Here is a 19082-nt window from a genome sequence, read left to right as displayed (position 1 = left end):
TTGATACTCGCTTTCGATTCCAATCAGACGCCGCGGTTCAGCCAGGCGCGGCCGACCTCTTCCAACGGTGCACAGGCGTCATACCGGCCCGGGATCTCTTCAAACTTGAGCTCCTCGGTGGCTTGTTCCGAGGTGTAAAAGCCGAAGATCGTCATATCGCGCAGCTGCTGCCAGGTGGCTTTGCCGGTCATATCGCGGGGGCCCGTGTCCAGCTCGGTTAGGATCGCGCGCTGCTGCTCCGCCGATGCGCTGTTAAAGCTGTCGGCGCCTGCGTCTTTTGCCATGTCGTCAAAGACGGACAGGCCAGCGGCGAAATCATCTTGCTGCTCGATGGTGAAGTGGTCGGTGAATACCGCCTCGATATAGGCGGGCACTTTGGCCAGACGCGCGCCGGGCGTATCGGTTTGCGGGATCACCAGATCGCTGACCGCATCAATCAGCTCCAGCTTTCCGGCAAGACTACCGCCTGCGCCGCTGGAACAGCCTGCGAGGCCGCCCATCGCGGGCAGCACAATTGCAGCGCCTGCCACTGTGATAGAGCCGCGCAGCATGAAGCGGCGGTTCATTGACAGAGTATCTGTCGTCATAACTGAGCACCTTCCGCAGAGTTTTCGAGTTGTTTTCGGCTGACGTAAAGCAAGGCAAAGATACCGATCAGCACCACTGGGAAATAGACCAGTTGAGAGAGCGCTCCTTGCCCCGCTGCCACTTCAACAGCTGTGCCCTCGAGCCCGCTAGCCTCAGCATTGGCCCTTGCACTGTCGATCCACCCCCCGATGATCGGATTCCAAATCGTTAGTGCAAACATGCCTGCGGCCCCGACGAGGCTCATGCCCAGAGCGCCGGAGCGCGGTACATATTGCGCTGTGATGCCGATCATCGTTGGCCAAAAGTAACACACGCCAACCGCAAAAATGATGGCCGATACATAGACCATTGCCCCGCTTGCCGATGACATCATAAACAGTCCCAGCGTCGTCAGTATGGCGCTCATCAACAACACGCCGATAGGGTTGAGTGCATGAATAAGCGGCCCGGCAAAATAGCGGCCGACCGCCATGATACCTGTCACCATACCGAGCACTATCATCGCTTGGCCGGGAAGGTTCCCGAGCTGCGCACCAAGGATGCGATCAACCCATTGCTGAGTCCCTAGCTCTGAAGTGGCTGTGATGCTCATGATCGACATAAACACAATCAAGAGCAACGCATCGCGCGCGCGCCCTGCACGCCACAGCATCATGACAAAAGTCAGGCCCAGCACCAGAAGCAGCGGCAAGACAAACGTCCCTGGCAGACCCGCGATCAGGTTGTTTGGTGTGCCGATCAGGATCAGAAGGCCAAGGATCGCGCTCATCAGAAACACGCCTTTAGCGTCCAGATCGATGATCCTTTCGCTTTCGGGCACGTCCGGGAAGCGCGTGGTGAAAATCATGACGCCATAAATTGCCGTAGGAATTAGCATCACTGCAATTTGGGGCTGCCAACCAATTCCCGCATTGGTCATGACGTAAGAGACAACCGCACCGATCACGATTCCCCCAGGAAACCAAACATGGAAGCGGTTTAGCCACTTAGTTTTTTCGTCTTTGTACAGATCTGCAACCAAGGGGTTGCACGCGGCCTCCACTGAACCATTGGCGAAACCGATGAAGAATGTGGAGATCAGCAAGCCTAAAAACCCATCAGCAAAAATGGTGAGGACAAGGCCGAGCAGATGGCCGACAAAGGCCAGGATCATAATCAGGCGCGGGCCAAGCTTGTTGTAGAGGAAACCGAACACCACCATGGCCAGCGGAAAGCCCAAAAAGGCCATGCTGTTCACCCAGCCAAGCTGAGTATCGCTCAGCGCGAATTGATCCGACAGCTGAGTCAAAATCCCTGCGCGTATCGCGAAGGTCATAGCGGTCACGATCAGTGAGATACAGCTTAGCCAGAACAGACGGTTTCGATCTATTCCGGGCTCTGCTCGCGTGCCCATTGCTACGGCTTCCATGAGTTTTCCTCTCCAAATCGCATCTAGCTATCGATGCCCAGCGCGCGTTTAATCTTGGCCTCATCCACATCACCGCCCGCGAAATCGTCAAACGCATATTCGGTTGGTCGGATGATATGGTCTGCGATGAACGGCGCGCCCTCGGCGGCGCCTTGTTCGGGATGCTTAAAACAGCATTCCCATTCCAGAACCGCCCAGCCATCAAACCCGTAATGGGTCAGCTTGCTGAAGATTTGGCGGAAATCGACCTGCCCATCGCCAAGTGAACGGAACCGGCCCGCCCGGTCTTGCCAGCCTTGATAGCCGCCATAGACTCCGGTGCGCCCGTTGGGCCGGAATTCAGCGTCCTTCACATGGAAGGCTTTGATCCGCTCATGATAGCGGTCGATAAAGTCGAGATAGTCGAGCTGTTGCAGCACGAAATGGCTCGGGTCGAACAGGATGTTGGCGCGTGGATGGTTGTCCACCGCATCGAGGAATGCCTCAAAGGTCGCGCCATCGTGCAGGTCTTCGCCGGGGTGGATTTCATAGGCGACATCAACACCGTTATCCTCAAAAACGTCCAGAATCGGCTTCCAGCGCTTGGCGAGCTCAGCAAAGCCAGCCTCCACCAATCCAGCCGGACGCTGAGGCCAAGGATAGACGAGGTGCCACATCAACGCGCCAGAGAAGCTCGCGTGCGACTTCAAGCCCAGTCGGCGTGATGCAATCGCGGCCTTTTTCATCTGATCGACGGCCCATTCCTGCCGCTCGGCAGGCTTGCCGTGCAGCGCTTCTGGGGCGAAGGCATCGAACATTTCATCATAGGCCGGATGCACCGCGACCAGCTGTCCTTGCAGGTGTGTCGACAGTTCCGTGATGGTCAGGCCATGTTCGGCGCAGCGACCGGCTAGCTCGTCGCAATAGTCTTGGCTTTCCGCCGCCAGATCAAGGTCCATGCAGCGCGGATCGTTGGAGGGAATTTGCACGCCCTTATAGCCGAGGCCCGCAACCCATTCCGCAATCGTATCAAGCGAATTGAACGGCGCGGTGTCGCCCATGAATTGGGCGAGGAAAATGGCCGGACCACGAAGTTCTTTCACGCCAGGAGGCCTTTCAGATCAGGGCCCACCGAGGGCGCTTTGATGTCGTGCCACGCGCCATTGGCGACATCGCTGGCGACGGCTGCCTCTAGGAAAGCCATGCCGCGCAGAGCTTCGGCAATGCCCGGCACACCAAGCGATGACGGCGCCGTGCCAGCGCGCAGCGCCTCAGCAAAGTGGCGGTAGAGATTGGCGAATGCCTCAAGATATCCCTCCGGATGGCCGGAGGGCAGACGGCAGCGTTCCAACGCCTCATCGCACAGCGGCTTGTCGACGCCAGCGCGGTGGATCACGCTTTGTCCGCTGGCGAGCCTTTGTGTGAGCGTGTTTGGCTCCATTTGTCGCCATTCAAGGCTCGCATGTTCGCCGTAAATGCGGATCGTCAGATCATTCTCATCGCCGGCACAAATCTGGCTTGAGACGAGCTGTCCGGTGGCCCCATTTTCCAGCGAGAAGCTGATCTCGCCATCATCATCCAGCGCGCGCGTTGGATAGTGGCTGCGCAGCCGCGCAGACAGTCGGGCCATCCGCGAATTGGCGATAAACTCAGCGAGGCTATGGGCATGGCTGCCAATATCGCCCAGCGCGCCTGCGGGGCCAGAGCGCTCTGGATCGACCCGCCACTCCGCTTGCTTGCTACCGCTGCTTTCCGTCTCGCTCGCGAGCCAGCCCTGAGTGTAATTCACCAGCACTTTGCGGATTGGGCCAAAGTCCGGTTGGGCGGCCAAATGCCGCGCCTGCCACACCATAGGATAGCCAAGATAGGTATGCGTCAACCCGTAATGCGCGCCGGTCGCTTGCAGCGTCTCAGCCAAAGCCTCGATTTCGGCCAGGCTCACGCCCGCCGGTTTATCCGACATTATGTGAAAGCCCGCGTCCGCCGCCGCCTTTGCCATGGGCGCATGGGTGTTGTTGGGGGTAACAATCGACAGGAATTCCATCGGATTGCGCTCGCCCGTGCCGCCGCTCGCAACCTGCGCTTCGCAGGCGAGCATGGTTGCGACATCCTGATAACAACGCTTTTCAGCGAGCCCCAGCGCTTTGCCGGTTGCCAGACTGTTGGCGAAATCGCGGCTGAATGCTCCGCAGACCAGATCAATCTGGCCATCTAGCGCAGCCGCCATGCGGTGGACACCGCCAATAAAGGCGCCTTGGCCGCCGCCGGCCATTCCCATCCGCACGCGCGAAGAACTCACTGAACCCCTCCCCAAGGTTGCTATTGTCTTACGTTGTCAATTAGTATTACTGTTTCGGCAGAGGCGTCAAGTGATTGTGCGTATTGGCGTCCTCAGCTGAGCAGCGTGAATGTTGCAATGCTTGCGATTGACAGCGAGCGAGCAAATGCGATCTTGGCGGTGGGATGGAGGAGCGACCTGTGGGCGCGAATGAGGGCAAGCAAGCGATAAACCGCGTGGTTGTGGTTGGCGGGGGAACCGCCGGCTGGATGACTGCGGCTGGGCTTGCCAGCATGCTCGGCCCAACCGGGCTGGAGATCGCGCTGATCGAATCCGAGGCGATTGGTGTTGTCGGCGTGGGCGAGGCCACTCTGCCGCATATCAAGAATTTCAACGACACGATCGGCGTCAATGAAGCGGAGTTCATGGCCGCAACCTCGGCGACCTTTAAGCTCGGCATTGAGTTTGTGAACTGGGGCCGCAAGGGCGACAGTTACATCCACCCGTTCGGCGAATTCGGCCTGCCCAATGCGGGCGTCGCCTTCCACCAATATTGGCGCAAATTTGCAGTCCAGCCGGGCGTTGGCGCGCTCGACGAATATTCGCTGCCCGTCATCGCCTCGCGTATGGGAAAGTTTCAGCCGCCGAGCGAAGATCCGCGCTCGGTCATGTCGACCTATCGCTACGCCTATCAGTTCGATGCGCTGCAATATGCGCCCTTCATGCGCTCCCATGCCGAAGCGCGCGGGGTCACGCGGATGGAAGGCAAGGTGGTCGACGTCGCGCTGGAGCCAGAAAGCGGCCGAGTGAGTGCTCTGACCATGGACGATGGCCGGGTTGTCGAGGGCGATCTGTTCGTCGATTGCACTGGCTTTTTCGGCCTGCTGATCGAAAAGACGCTGAGCGCTGGATACGACGATTGGAGCGAATGGCTGCCCGCAGACCGCGCAGTTGCCGCGCCGTGTGAAAGTGCCGGACCGCTGCTGCCATACACGCGGGCCGCAGCGCATGAGGCCGGGTGGAGCTGGCGCATTCCGCTGCAACATCGCACCGGCAATGGCCATGTCTATTCCAGCCAGTTCTTAAGCGATGATGCCGCATGCGATACCTTGCTTGGCGGGCTCGAGGGGGAACGATTGGCCGACCCACGGTTCCTGCGCTTTGTCACCGGCAAACGGCGCAAATTGTGGAGCCGTAATGTCGTTGCGATTGGCCTGTCTGGCGGCTTCTTGGAGCCGTTGGAATCGACCAGCATCTATCTGATTCAGGAAGGCATCACCAAGCTGCTGGAGCTGTTTCCCGCCGATCAGGACTGCGATGTCGAGGTGGCGGAATACAATCGTTGGATGGACTTGCAATTTGAGCGGGTGCGCGATTTTCTGATCCTGCATTACCACGCGACCGAGCGCGACGATTCCGATTTCTGGAACCACATGCGCACGATGACAGTGCCCGATAGTTTGGCCGAGCGGCTGGAGCTGTTCACCGCGCACGGCCATGTCAGCGCATATGATCACGGCCTTTTTCTGGTGCCGAGCTGGATCGCGGTGCTGATCGGCCAGCGTGTGCTGCCAAGCAGTGTCGATGCCCGCATTTCTGGGCAGTCGGATGCGGAGGTCCTGCGCCATCTGGCTGGGCTCAAAGGCCATATGAAAAAGGCCGCCGGATCGATGGAAGATCACGCGGCCTATCTTGCGCGCAATAACATGATGCGGGCGGCACCATGAGCGCCGAGCGCATCCTTGTCCGTGGAACGCCGGTGCAGGCGGGGATTGTTGGCGCTTATCTCGCCAGCCGCTGGCTTGGGCCAGGACGTGCTTTGGAGCTGGGAGTTGGCCCCGAGGAGAACACTGCCGATCCTTTTGTAACCCGGCCCAGCGTCCATCGCATCCATGGCGAGATGGGCCTGCCGATTGATCAGCTTTTCGCCCGATGCGGGGGCTCTCCCGTTTTGGCGGCTGAGGCTCTCGTCGCCAATGACACATCAGTCCAGCTGCCGTTTTCCGCCTTTGGCGTGCCGCGCGGCGGGGTGGAGTTTCATCAATATTGGCTGCGCGCGAGCCGCCTAACAAAGCAGGCTGATCTCACCGAATTTTCCCTGTCCTTGGCGCTGCAAAATGCCGCGCATAAGCCGCCGCTGGCGCAATTGGCGCAGCTGCCGGTGGAGTTTGGAATTGCATTTGACCGGGCGGCCTATGGCAATGCGTTATTGTCTTTTGCAAAGGCGGGCGGGGCGAGCGTGATCGAGAGCGTTAATGAGCAAGGGCAGGAGGCGGATTTGGTGATCCAATGTTCGACTGACGCAGGCGCTCCCAAGTGGCAGGGGCAAGAGCTAACCATTGCGGGCGAATGCGATATTCCCGGTCTCGAATGGCACCATTTGAGCAGTGCCGCGCGGCGTTTTGCAAACCTCGCAGCGCCCTTGTCCGACAGCGCGCCGGAGCAGACCGAATGGACCCGGCTGGCGCTAGCAGAGCAAGAGCGTGTGGCGGATATGCGCGAGCTGCTCAGCATTGATGATCCGCTCGCGAGTGCGGGGCCCGCTGTGCAGCGAAAGGTAGAGGTGTTTGCCGCCTGCGGGCGAATCCCAACCGAGGATTATGAAGTGTTCACTCCGCCAGAATGGCTTGCAGCACTGTGGGCGCGCGGTGTTCGTCCGCGCCGGTCTGATCGCATGGCAGAACGCCTGCCGGACACGCAGCTGCTCGATTGGCTGGATCAATTGCGCGGGCAAATCGCCAGCCTAACGCGGCAGGTGCAGGCGGCATGACAGAGGGGCAAATCAACCGCGTCGTTATCGCGGGCGGCGGCACCGCTGGCTGGATGACAGCGGCGGCGCTTGCAAAAATGGTGATGCCTGCTGGTATCTCCGTGACTCTGGTCGAGTCCGAGGCAATTGGGACAGTCGGTGTGGGCGAGGCGACCATCCCGCCGATCACAAAGTTCAACACCCAGCTGGGCATTGATGAGCACACCTTCGTGCGCGAGACGCAGGCGACCTTCAAACTCGGCATTGAATTTGCCGATTGGGGCGGTTTGGGCGAACGCTATTTCCACCCCTTCGGCCGATACGGCTTTGATCTGGAAGGAATCGAATTTCACCAATATTGGTCGCGGCTGAAAGGCCTGGGCGATGCGCATGGTCTGGCGGATTATTCGCTCAACACCTGCGCCGCCTATGCAGGCAAATTCCTGCGGCCAGAGCCTGACCACGGGGCTGTCATCGGCCAACTCGGCTATGCCTATCACTTTGACGCCGGGCTTTACGCAGCCTTCCTTCGCCGCTTTGCCGAAGGGCTGGGGGTGACCCGGATCGAAGGGCGCATTCAAGAGGTTGAGCAAGATAGCGCCAGCGGCCTGATCACGGCGCTCTCCCTTGATCATGATCGCCGCATTGAGGGCGATTTGTTTATCGATTGCACCGGTTTTCGCGGGCTGCTGATCGATGGAGCAATGAGCTCTGCGCATAAGGATTGGGGCCATTGGCTGCCGTGCAACCGCGCCGTCGCCGTGGCTTGTGAGAAGCAAGGTGATCCGGTGCCATACACCCGCTCAACCGCGCGTGAGGCGGGATGGCAATGGCGCATCCCGCTGCAGCATCGGACCGGTAATGGATATGTCTATTGCGACGAGCATTTGAGCGCTGAGCAGGCTGAGGAGACTTTGCTGGGCAGCCTTGATGGCGCGCCTGTTTCTTCACCCAACCATCTGCGGTTCCGCACCGGCCACCGCGAGGAGTTCTGGGCCGGAAATTGCGTTGCGATTGGCCTGTCTTCAGGTTTTCTGGAGCCGCTGGAATCGACCAGCATTCACCTCATCCATATGGGTATTGCGAAGCTCGTCTCACTGTTCCCGCGCAGCGCCGATGCGCCATTGGAAAGGGCGGAATACAACCGGCTGATGACCGATGATTTCACCCATGTGCGCGACTTCTTGATCTTGCATTACAAAGCGACCAAGCGCGATGACGCGCCGTTTTGGGATTATGTGCGGGAGATGGACATTCCAGACAGCCTCGCGGGCAAGTTGGAACTGCTAAAATCGCAAGGGCGCTTTTTCAAATATGATGCCGAATTGTTTGACGTGACCAGCTGGCTTGCCGTTGCTGAGGGGCAGGGATGGGGCCCGCAAGGCTTCAACCCCATCGCCAGCGGATTGTCAGAGGCGAACCTCAAGGGGAGCCTCGCCAACATGCGCACCAGCTATGCCAAGGCGGCTCAGGCCATGCCCACTCACCAAGCCTATATCGACCGCTTTTGTAAGGCGGCGCCCATCTCCTTTGCGACGGAACCTGCATGAACCCTCATTTGCTCGACCGTGTTGTTATTGTTGGCGGCGGGACCGCTGGCTGGATGACGGCTGCGGCGCTCGGCCATCTGCTCGAAGGCTCGCCCACCAAAGTAACGCTGATCGAATCTGAGGCCATCGGAACCGTCGGCGTAGGCGAGGCGACCATTCCGCCAATTATCGCTTTCAACACCATGCTGGGCATTGATGAGAACGAGTTCGTTCGCGAAACAAATGCCACCTTCAAGCTCGGCATCGAGTTCGTCGACTGGTTCAAAAAGGGCGAGAGCTACATCCACCCGTTCGGGGATTTTGGCCGCGATTTCGATGCCATCCCGTTCTATCAATATTGGCTGCACCGCAACCTTGCGGGATACAAAGACGATCTGTTTTCGTACTCGCTGATGGTCGAGGCCTGCCGGCGCGAGAAGTTCATGCGGGCAACGCCGGAGCGGCCGCAATCGGCCTTTGCCGGGATCAATTACGCGTTTCAGTTCGATGCTTCGCTTTATGCCGCGTTCCTGCGGCGCTTTGCAGAGGGCAAAGGCGTTGAGCGGATCGAAGGTCGGATCAGCAACGTCGCGCAAGACAGCGAGCGCGGCCATGTGCGCTTGCTCGAATTGGAATCCGGCCAATCTGTAAGCGGCGATTTCTTCGTGGATTGCTCCGGCTTTCGCGGCCTGCTGATCGAGCAGACGCTGAAGACGGGCTATGAGGATTGGCGCAAGTGGCTGCCATGTGACCGGGCGGTCGCGATCCCTTGCACTCGCGATGAATTCCCGATCCCCTACACCAGGGCCACAGCGCGTGAGGCCGGGTGGCAATGGCGCATCCCGCTGCAGCATCGCACCGGCAATGGCTATGTCTATTGCAGCGAGTTTCTCGACGATGACGCAGCCGAGCAGACGCTGCTGAGCAATCTCGATGGCGAACCTTTGGCAGAGCCCAACCGGCTGCGCTTTGTCACCGGGCATCGCAAGCAGTTTTGGAACGGCAATGTTCTCGCGCTCGGGCTGGCGGCTGGGTTTATGGAGCCGCTGGAATCCACTAGCATACATTTGGTCCAGACCAGCATTGCCCGGCTGCTGACGCATTTCCCGGACAAGCGCTTTAGCCAGCCGGATATCGATGCGTTTAACGCGCGCACTTTGAAGGAGTACATCCGGGTGCGCGATTTTCTCGTGTTGCATTACACCGCGACCCAGCGCGACGACACGCCGTTCTGGCGGCATTGCCAAACGATCGAACAGCCTGAAGAGCTGCGCCGCCGGATCGCACAATTCGAACAAGGCGGGCGGATTTTTGAAGAGCCGAACGACATTTTTGGCACGGCCAGCTGGCTCGCTGTGATGTATGGTCAAGGGGTCGAACCGCAGGCGAGCAACCCGTTAATTGCCAAGCTGCCGATGGAGCGGATTGATTCGATCCTGAACAAGGTTCGGGCAACAATTGATAACGCAGCCAATGATATGCCGACACATCGTTCGTTTATCGAAGAAAATTGCGCATCAAATACAATGCTTTAAAATTCTAAGTGACGCGGAGGCCACGCCTTCCACAAGATTTGACAATCTCAGTTGACAAGGTTGTCAATTTGGGATTGAATTAGGGAATAAGTTAGGGTGACCTCCGTATAGTGGAGGCTCTTAGGGGAGGAAAATCAGTGAAACAGTTTAGCGCTCGTGCCGCAGGTGGTGCCGTGTCCAAAACGCTCTTGGCGAGTGTTTCGTCTTTGGGATTGCTGGCGGCTGCGCCAGCACTGGCTCAAGACGAAGCCGCACAAGACGGAGCTTCGCAAGAAGGAGCTGAGGCTGCTAGCGAAGATGAAGGTAACGCCATCATTGTGACAGGCCTGCGAGCATCTCTCGCAACCTCAGCGGCGCAAAAGCGAAACGCTGACACAGTGGTTGATGTTGTTACCGCTTCGGATATCGGCGCACTGCCTGACCGTTCGGTTTCCGAGGTTTTGCAGCGTGTACCTGGTGTTAATGTGCTGCGGTTCGCTGGAGCCAACGATCCTGATCACTTCGCGGTTGAAGGGTCCGGTGTAACAGTACGCGGTGTTCCGTTTGTTCGATCTGAGTTGAATGGCCGCGATGTTTTTGGTGCTAATTCCAGCGGTGTCCTGGGCTTTGAAGATGTCTCCCCGGAACTGCTTGGCAGTGTGGTTATTTTTAAGAACCAGACCGCTGACCTTGTAGAAGGTGGCTTGTCTGGCACGATCGATCTTCGCACCCGTCTTCCGCTGGACAGCAAAGATACAGTCGCATTCTCGATTGAGGGGAATTATGGTGACTTTGCCGAAGTGCTAACTCCTACCGTGTCTGGTCTTGTTTCAAAGTCTTGGGACACCGATGGCGGATCATTCGGTATCCTATTGAATGCGGCCTACTCACGCCTGCGTTCACGTGCTGATGCGGTGAGTGTTTCCGATTTTCGCGAAACTAACTTTGGAAATGGACCGGTATTTGTGCCGCTAGGCGGTGGTGTTCGCTCACAGCAATTTGACCGCGAGCGCCTAACCCTGGCTGGCGCGCTTCAATATGAAAGCGCTGATGGTCGTTGGCTGGCCACTGCGCAATTCTTGCGCTCTGACTCTGACCTCGTATGGGGCGAAAACGTAACCGAGTCCGGCATTGATGATGCGGGTCCGCCAGACGGCTTTGATCCTTCTGATTTTGTCTTCGATGAAGATGGTGTTTTTCAGAGCGGAACGATCAGTGATACCAATGCGGGGCAGTGGCGTGGCCCGAATGCAGCGGCTTTTTCCAACATTGGTAGCCGCCAGATATTCCTTAATCGTGAGCGGTCAGAGACCGATATCACCAACGATTTTGGCTTCAATCTGAAGTTTGCTGCAACTGATCAATTGCGTTTCAATTTTGACGCGCAATATATCGATTCAACCGCTGAAGTGATCGATCTTACGGTGCATGGCGCGACGTTTGCTCCTCTGTTTATCGATATTAGCGATCCGAATGCCGCGACTGTTACGCATCTTGAGCCAGCAGATCGCGATGCGGGCTTTTATCAAGACCCATCAAATTTTTACCTGCGTTCTGCAATGGATCACCTTACGGAAAACGAGGCGGAGTCGTTTGCATTCCGCGGTGATGTTGAATACGATTTCTCTGGCGATGGCTGGCTAAAATCGGTCAGAGCCGGTGCGCGTTATTCGCAGCAAGATCGGCTATTGCGGCAGTCCGACTTTAACTGGGGCAATATCTCAGAGGTGTGGACAGGTCAGCCACTGGTGTTTCTTGGCGGGAACACGGATCCCGATGTTGAAGCAGCTGTAGCTGGCAATTTCGGACTTTTTGGGTTTGATGATTTTAATCGTCAGGGTGGAGCGAGCACCGGTTTGGCCGGCGGCGCACCTTTCTATACCGGTCCTTCAACTGAAGATTACGACTCCTGGGCTGCAACTATCGAAGCTATTCGAGCGGCAGCTGGTGGGGCGACAGGCAGCGGACCGTTTGGCGGGCCTTACGCGACACTGGCAAACAGAGTGGGTGCAAACGAAAGCCTAATTGATGGTACGCCGTTCTTTCCAAGCGAGGTTGGAAGCGTAAATCGGGATGATTTTGCCGCCTATGTTCGGCTCGATTGGGGTAATGATCACAGCAGTGGAGTTAGCCTGAGCGGTAACGTCGGTTTGCGTTATGTTCGCAGCAGTAGGGAAGTTGACACCATTACGAGCATCCCCGCTTATGACAGCATCTTCCCTACAGTGAATGAGTGTGAACCGGGCGATCCAGCTCGCGCTGAGCCAGACTTCGTCGAACCGGGCGTGTGTTCCCAAGATCTGGCAGCGCTTGAGGCATTTTTTGGTGACGGCTCTCTGACAGCCAATGTGGTCAAAACGGATTATGACTATTTCTTGCCTAGCTTTAATGCGAAGCTTGAATTTCCTGGTGGGCATGTCCTTCGCACGGCGATCTCGCGCACCTTGTCGAGACCGGAAGTGGACGAGATTTTCCAACGCGTTCGGATTGCGCAGATACCAGACACCATCACGCTCGACGGCAACGGAGATGAAGTCGCGACATTTGCTGGTTTCGAGGGTTCTGGAATTGGGGGTTCGCCGACAGGTAACGCCTCGCTTCTGCCTCAACTGTCGTGGAACATTGATCTGAGCTACGAGTTTTACTTCTCTCGAACCGGCTCGATCACATTGTCCGCGTTTCACAAGGACATTGATAACTTTATCACCTTCGCACCGGTTTCGCTCGATGCAGAAGGGCTTGAAGTTTTCCGCAACGCTAACGTGAATGCTGAACAGAATGCCAGCCTTTCCGGTATCGAGTTTGCCTACACGCAATTCTATGATTTCTTGCCAGGTGTTCTGAGCGGGCTTGGGATGCAGTTCAACTACACTTATATCGACGCGAAAGGTGTTGCTGCGGAGCTAGACACTAGTTTGCCTGCAGAAGATGACCTTCCGGTCGCACGTTTCGAGATCGATCGTGATGTGTTCCCGCGCGTGTCAGAACACAATATCAACGCGATTGCATTGTATGAAAAAGGGCCGGTTCAGGCGCGATTGGCCTACAATTGGCGCAGCTCATTCCAGCTAACGCCGCGCGATGTGATCTTCCCGTTTGCGTCTATCTATCAGCCGGCAACTGGACAACTCGACGCTTCGCTTTTCTTTGATGTTACGGACAATATCACTGTTGGTGTTCAGGGCGTGAACCTAACTGATGACGTCACTGTAACGGAACAGACCGTCAATGAGGCCGGACTACGCGCACCGCGTAACTTCTTCCGCAATGACCGGCGATACACAGTAGTTCTTCGCGCGAACTTCTAATAGGAGGCGCAAGCTTTTTATTAGGAACTCCCGAGACCCCCGGATAGCCATGCTGTCCGGGGGTCTTTGGGTTTAGGTAATGGATATGATCCCTAAAACACGGCATGGACGGCCGGGGATCAATGGGGAGAGAATTTCGTGACGCTTGAGACGATCGATATCGTGATCATTGTTGGGTACGCGGTGGCGTTGCTGGGCATAGCCTTGGCGGTCAGCCGCGAACCTAAGGGGCGCGATAAGAACACCGAGGATTACTTCTTGGCCGGCCGCGCTTTGCCGTGGTGGGCGATTGGTGCCTCGCTGATTGCCTCGAACATTTCAGCGGAACAAATCATCGGTCAATCGGGCCAAGGCTTTGCCGTGGGCATGGCGATTGCGGCCTATGAATGGCAGGCGGCCTTGGTCCTGATCATCGTTGCGAAATACTTCCTGCCGATTTTTTTGAAGCGGCGCATTTATACGATGCCGCAGTTCCTCGAGCAGCGCTATGGCAGCGGCGTCAAGACGCTGATGAGCGTATTCTGGGTCGCGTTGTACACGGCGGTCAACCTCACCACCGTGCTGTGGCTAGGCGGCCTTGCGGTGGAAAGCCTGACCGGTTGGGGCGTGCTGACGTCGATGGCGGCGCTGGCGGCGTTTGCCGCGCTCTATTCGCTCTATGGCGGACTGAAGGCGGTTGCGCTCACTGACATCATCCAGGTTGTGATCCTGATCCTAGGCGGCTTTGCGATTACCTGGTTTGCGCTTGATGCGCTACCAGCGGACGGCGCTTTGGGCGGGCTCAGCTATCTCGCAGGCGAGATGCCGGGCCACTTTGAAATGATCCTCGATAATGACCATCCCGCCTATAACGATCTTCCCGGCATCTGGACGCTGCTGGGCGGGCTGTGGGTGCTGCACTTTAGCTATTGGGGCTTTAACCAGTACATCATCCAGCGTGCGCTTGGCGCAGAGAGCCTGGGCGAGGCGCAAAAGGGCCTGGCGTTCGCTGCGTTCCTGAAGCTTGTGGTGCCGTTCATCGTGGTGATCCCGGGTATTGCCGCGGTCATTCTGGCTCAGCAAGGTGCACTGGATAGCGCGGCTCTGGCAGAACGTTCAGACCGCACTTACGGCGAGCTGATGGGCTTTGCGCCTGCTGGCCTGCGCGGTCTGGTATTCGCGGCGCTGATCGCGGCGGTGGTGAGCTCGCTCGCCTCGATGATGAACTCGATCTCGACCATCTTCACCATGGATCTCTATCGCAGCGTGAAGCCCGATGAGACCGAGCGGCATTATGTGACCGTTGGCCGCGTGGCAGCCTTCACCGCAATGGCGCTGGCGCTGGTTCTGGCCCGGCCATTCCTCGGCGGGTTCGAAAGCGCGTTCCAGACGGTTCAGGAATACACCGGCTATATCGCACCGGGCGTGGTGATCGTGTTCTTGCTGGGCTTCTTTGACAAACGGGCCAATGCGGCCGGCGCCTTTACCGCGCTGATCGGGTCGGTTGCGCTGAACATCATCGTCAACGCGGTTCTGCCTGATCTGCCGTTTGTGGTGCGGATCTGGATCGTGTTCCTGGTTGGCTTGGTTGCAGCAGCCATCGTCTCGCGGATGACGGCGGCGCCTGATGAAGAGCAGACTGTGAAGCTGGGCGATATCGCCTTTGCCACCAGTGCGCTGTTCAACACGCTTGCCACCATCACCATCGCCATCCTCATCGGCCTCTACGCATACCTCTGGTAGGGGAGCTTACATTCGGAGCGTGCGCTCTTCCGGGCAAAAATAAATCGCTCGGTTGCCGCAACGTCACCCCTTTTCAGTCCCTCGCAGTGATGCCACTATCACTTGCGTGGGACCGATCAGGAGTGAGAGAGCATGAATCTGGAGTTTAGCCCCGAAGAGCTGGCATTTCGCGAAGAAGTGCGCGCCTTCATCGAAGAGAATTATCCGAAGCACGTCTCGCCGGACGGCCTGCGTGATGACCTTGATCCAGAGGATATGGTCGCTTGGCACAAAATCCTCGGTGAAAAGGGCTGGTCCGTTCCGGCTTGGCCAACGGAATATGGCGGCACCGGTTGGACCCCGACGCAGCGTTATATCTGGTCTGAAGAAAACGCGCGGGTGAATGCGATCATGCCGCTGCCGTTTGGCGTCTCAATGGTTGGCCCCGTGATCTACTCCTTCGGCAATGACGAGCAAAAGGCACAGCACCTGCCCGGCATTCGCAGCGGCGATGTATGGTGGTGCCAGGGATATTCAGAGCCGGGCGCTGGTTCGGACCTTGCCTCGCTCAAGACCACCGCCGTGCGCGATGGCGATCACTATGTGATCAACGGTCAGAAAACCTGGACAACATTGGCGCAGCACGCCGATTGGGGCTTCGTCCTGTGCCGGACCGATCCCGATGCCGCGAAACCGCAGCAAGGCATCAGCTTCATTCTGGTTGATATGAAATCGCCAGGTATTGAGGTGCGCCCGATTAAGCTGATCGACGGCGGGTATGAGGTCAATGAAACCTGGCTCACGGATGTCCGCGTGCCGGTCGAAAACCTTGTTGGGCAAGAGAATATGGGCTGGACTTACGCGAAGTTCCTGCTCGCGCATGAGCGCAGCGGAATTGCAGGTGTGGCCCGCTCCAAACGCGGTGTTGAGCAGCTGCGTGATATTGCCAAGTCAGAGCAGATGGACGGCGCGCCGCTGATGAGCGATTTCGATTTTGCGCGCAAAGTCAGCCAGCTGGAGATCGACCTTTCCGCGCTGGAAATCACCGAGCTGCGCACGCTGGCCGGTGAGCAGGCGGGCAAGGGCCCTGGTCCAGAAAGCTCGATCCTCAAGATCAAGGGCACGGAGATTCAGCAGCGCCTGACCGAACTCACACTGGAGGCGGTCGGCCATTATGGCATGCCGTTCTATCCAAGCGTGTCCGATGCCGGATCGAACGAATATCCGGTTGGCCCCGCCTATGCGGAACATTCCGCTGCGAGCTATTTCAATATGCGCAAAACCTCGATTTACGGGGGATCGAACGAGATCCAGCGCAACATTATCACCAAGATGATCCTGGGCCTTTAGGGCCTAAGGACACGCGGGAGACATTACGTGGATTTCAACTTCACTGAAGAACAAGACATGGTGCGCGACAGCCTGACGCGGCTGGTGCGTGAAAATTATGCGTGGGAAGCGCGCATGGAGGCGATCAATAGCGAAAGCGGTTGGCAGCCAGCGATCTGGGCGCAGCTGGCTGAACTGGGTCTGCTCGGCATGCCATTTTCTGAAGCCGATGGCGGCTTTGGTGGCGGCGCGGTCGATGCGATGATTGTGATGGAAGAATTCGGCAAAGGCCTGGTGGTGGAGCCGTTTGTTCCCACCGTGGTGTGCGCGGGCGGGTTCCTGAAGCACGCGGGAACGGATGCGCAAAAGGAAGAGCATATTGGCGGGATCGTCGATGGCAGCCGCATCTTCGCCTTTGCTTATGCAGAGCCGCGCGGGCGCTACGATTATGCCAATCTAGAGACAACCGCGAAGAAGGATGGCTCTGGCTATGTCCTAAACGGGCACAAGGCGGTTGTGATTGGCGCACCTTGGGCGACCCATCTGGTCGTCACAGCGCGCACTTCAGGCGAGCGGACAGACCGTGAAGGTGTGTCCGTCTTTGTGATCGATAAGAGCTCCGATGGAGTGGTGACGCGCGACTATGCCACGGTTGATGGCCGCCGCGCATCAGAGGTGTTCTTTGAGAACGCCAGCATTCCAGCTGAGGCTTTGATCGGCGAAGAAGGCAATGGCCTGCCGCTGATCGAACTCGTTACGGACGAGGCGATTGCTGCGCAGTCCGCAGAAATATGCGGCGCGATGAAAGTCGCGCACACCATGACGGTCGATTACTCGCGGGAGCGCAAGCAATTCGGCGTGCCAATCGGATCGTTCCAAGTGCTGCAACACCGTATGGTCGACATGTATACGGAGTATGAGCAGGCCGTCTCGATGACGTACCTTGCGACACTTAATCTCGATGCCAATGAGCGTGAGCGCAAGCTTGCGATATCAGCGGCCAAGGTGCGGATTGGCCAAGCGGCCCATCACATCGGCCAGGAAGCGATCCAGATTCATGGCGGCAATGGCATGACCGATGAATATGCGATTGGGCATTATTTCAAGCGCTTGACGACGTACGACAATGAGTTCGGCAATGTCGATCATCATATGAAGCGGCACATCGCGCTGGCGAACGCCTAAGAAGCGCGACCATAGCCGACAAAGAAAAGGGGCTCTACGCTGCCGCGCAGAGCCCCTTTTCGTGTGAACTAGGTTTAGCTTAGGCCATAAAGCCAAGGTCAGGCTGAGCAAACCGGCCAATGTTCGGCGCGATCGACGGCAGCTCTGAATTGTCGACCCCAAACCAGCGCGCCAGGGTTGAGGAATATTCGTCAACCGAGACGGTCGGCAGCAAACGGCCGCGACCAACCTGATCGTCACTCTCGACAGAGACCTGAGGCGCGGTGCCATAGAAGCGTCCGCCATTGACCCCGCCGCCAACGATGAAGTGGTGGCTGCCCCAGCCATGGTCTGAACCATCGCCATTGGAGGCAAAGGTTCGGCCAAAGTCCGATGCGGTGAAGGTGGTCACTTGATCCTGGATGCCAAGATCGACTGTAGCCTGATAAAACGCATCAAGCGCGAAATCGACTTGGCCCAGTAGAGCTTCATGGCTGCCAATGAGGCCATCGTGGTGGTCGAACCCACCTATACCAACCATGAAGACTTGGCGCGTCACAGCCAACCGATTGCGTGCAGCGATCAGCCGGGCGACAACTGACAATTGTGATGCAAGGTTATTGTTTTGGCCAAAATCCGTGGTGACGTTGGTGTTGTCCAGCGCATCAGCGATAAAGCCGCCATATTCAATTGAGCGGGCGTTCACCATCGAATAGTCCGCCTCAAGGACATTGCCATTGCTGCTTTTCAGGATGCTGTCCAAAGCTGCAGAGGCCGATTGTGAACGATAGACACGGCCCCGCTCGAGCCCTTGGAACTGGGTCGCACCGTTGGATCCAATCTTGTACGGGACAGCCTCTTCGCCGGTCATAAATACGGCATTGCCGGTGGCATTGATCAGCGTGAACATCGAGTTGGTGTTGCTTGACTGGGCAAGGTCACCCATTTTCCCGCCCCAGCCAGAGGTTGACCCTTCCGGCTGTGAGCTTTGCCAGGTTGATTGCTGGTCATTGTGCGAAAACAGCTTTGCCGGGCGCGGGAATTGCGAGTTATTGTTGCTTTCATACTGTGCCTTGGTCAGCGGAACGACCAGCGGACCGACGTTGAGCAATGGCGCCATCGCGCCTTGGTCAAAGCGAGCCTTGAGGCGCGGCATGGACGGCGCGAGCGCATATTGGATGTCGTCGGTCAGCGTTTGATTGCCGGTCGGGTTCAGCACTGTCGAGGCCAGGCTACCGCGCGCCAGTGCAATCCCGCCGCCCGCATCGCCTTGACCACCGCGAATGGCGGCATAGCGATTGTAGTTCGCCTGATCGTAGGGGATCAGCGTGTTGCCATGGTCGTTGCCGCCATAGAGGAACACGCACACGAGCGCTTTATATCCGCCGGCAGATGAGAACGCTGCGGCTTCGCCAATTCCTGCAAGTCCAAGCGCATAAGATGATGCCACACCTGCTCCTGCAAGCTGGCCAGAGCGGCGCATGAAGGCGCGGCGCGAAAGTTCATTTCCTTTGCCAATATACATGCTGCTGCCC

General features: G+C 57.7%; 13 protein-coding genes. 8 read left to right on the top strand and 5 right to left on the bottom strand.

From position 1 onward, the window contains the following. Positions 1-23 precede the first annotated feature (23 nt). The 4 genes from AC0V6V_RS05275 to AC0V6V_RS05260 are packed head-to-tail and all read right to left on the bottom strand — an operon-like array spanning position 24 to position 4274. The gene (locus AC0V6V_RS05275) at positions 24-587 is read right to left on the bottom strand and encodes a gluconate 2-dehydrogenase subunit 3 family protein (RefSeq protein ID WP_486164386.1); all 564 of its coding nucleotides are present in this window, start codon (positions 585-587) and stop codon (positions 24-26) included. Continuing rightward, positions 584-1981 (bottom strand): MFS transporter, encoded by a 1398-nt coding sequence (locus AC0V6V_RS05270; RefSeq protein WP_486166048.1) that lies wholly within the window; start codon positions 1979-1981, stop codon positions 584-586. The genes AC0V6V_RS05275 and AC0V6V_RS05270 overlap by 4 nt, the downstream gene beginning before the upstream one ends. A 38-nt stretch (positions 1982-2019) precedes the next feature. Continuing rightward, positions 2020-3078, bottom strand: coding sequence for a sugar phosphate isomerase/epimerase family protein (locus tag AC0V6V_RS05265; RefSeq protein WP_486164385.1), 1059 nt, complete (start codon positions 3076-3078; stop codon positions 2020-2022). Continuing rightward, complete coding sequence (locus AC0V6V_RS05260; RefSeq protein ID WP_486164384.1) at positions 3075-4274, bottom strand: Gfo/Idh/MocA family protein; 1200 nt, start codon at positions 4272-4274, stop codon at positions 3075-3077. Before AC0V6V_RS05260 ends, AC0V6V_RS05265 begins: the two co-directional genes overlap by 4 nt. A 179-nt stretch (positions 4275-4453) precedes the next feature. Between AC0V6V_RS05260 and AC0V6V_RS05255 the strand changes: the two genes are divergently transcribed. From AC0V6V_RS05255 to AC0V6V_RS05220, 8 genes are all read left to right on the top strand, one after another. Next, a complete protein-coding gene (locus AC0V6V_RS05255) occupies positions 4454-5980 on the top strand; it encodes a tryptophan halogenase family protein (RefSeq protein WP_486164383.1) in 1527 nt (508 codons plus the stop codon). After that, entirely contained in the window at positions 5977-7023 is a 1047-nt protein-coding gene (locus AC0V6V_RS05250) for a tryptophan 7-halogenase (protein WP_486164382.1), read from the top strand. Before AC0V6V_RS05255 ends, AC0V6V_RS05250 begins: the two co-directional genes overlap by 4 nt. Beyond that, positions 7020-8552, top strand: a complete 1533-nt coding sequence (locus tag AC0V6V_RS05245; protein WP_486164381.1) for a tryptophan halogenase family protein — start codon at positions 7020-7022, stop codon at positions 8550-8552. The genes AC0V6V_RS05250 and AC0V6V_RS05245 overlap by 4 nt, the downstream gene beginning before the upstream one ends. Next, positions 8549-10066: a tryptophan halogenase family protein gene (locus AC0V6V_RS05240; protein WP_486164380.1), complete on the top strand. Its 1518-nt coding sequence runs from the start codon at positions 8549-8551 to the stop codon at positions 10064-10066. The genes AC0V6V_RS05245 and AC0V6V_RS05240 overlap by 4 nt, the downstream gene beginning before the upstream one ends. Before the next feature lie 137 nt (positions 10067-10203). Continuing rightward, on the top strand, positions 10204-13353 hold the full coding sequence (locus AC0V6V_RS05235; RefSeq protein ID WP_486164379.1) for a TonB-dependent receptor: 3150 nt from the start codon (positions 10204-10206) through the stop codon (positions 13351-13353). A 138-nt stretch (positions 13354-13491) separates the two neighbouring features. Beyond that, a complete protein-coding gene (locus tag AC0V6V_RS05230; RefSeq protein ID WP_486164378.1) occupies positions 13492-15075 on the top strand; it encodes a sodium:solute symporter family transporter in 1584 nt (527 codons plus the stop codon). Positions 15076-15207: 132 nt separating this feature from the next. Beyond that, positions 15208-16404: an acyl-CoA dehydrogenase family protein gene (locus AC0V6V_RS05225; RefSeq protein WP_486164377.1), complete on the top strand. Its 1197-nt coding sequence runs from the start codon at positions 15208-15210 to the stop codon at positions 16402-16404. 27 nt (positions 16405-16431) lie between these two features. Further along, positions 16432-17568: an acyl-CoA dehydrogenase family protein gene (locus AC0V6V_RS05220; protein WP_486164376.1), complete on the top strand. Its 1137-nt coding sequence runs from the start codon at positions 16432-16434 to the stop codon at positions 17566-17568. Between the two features lie 79 nt (positions 17569-17647). On the opposite strand, the gene AC0V6V_RS05215 is transcribed toward AC0V6V_RS05220, so the two are convergent. Further along, the gene (locus AC0V6V_RS05215; protein WP_486164375.1) at positions 17648-19072 is read right to left on the bottom strand and encodes a DUF1501 domain-containing protein; all 1425 of its coding nucleotides are present in this window, start codon (positions 19070-19072) and stop codon (positions 17648-17650) included. Between the last annotated feature and the right edge of the window lie 10 nt (positions 19073-19082).

This window comes from Erythrobacter sp. S249 (assembly GCF_057364975.1).
Note: the sequence above shows the minus strand (reverse complement) of the source record. Positions and strands in the feature narration are given on the sequence as shown.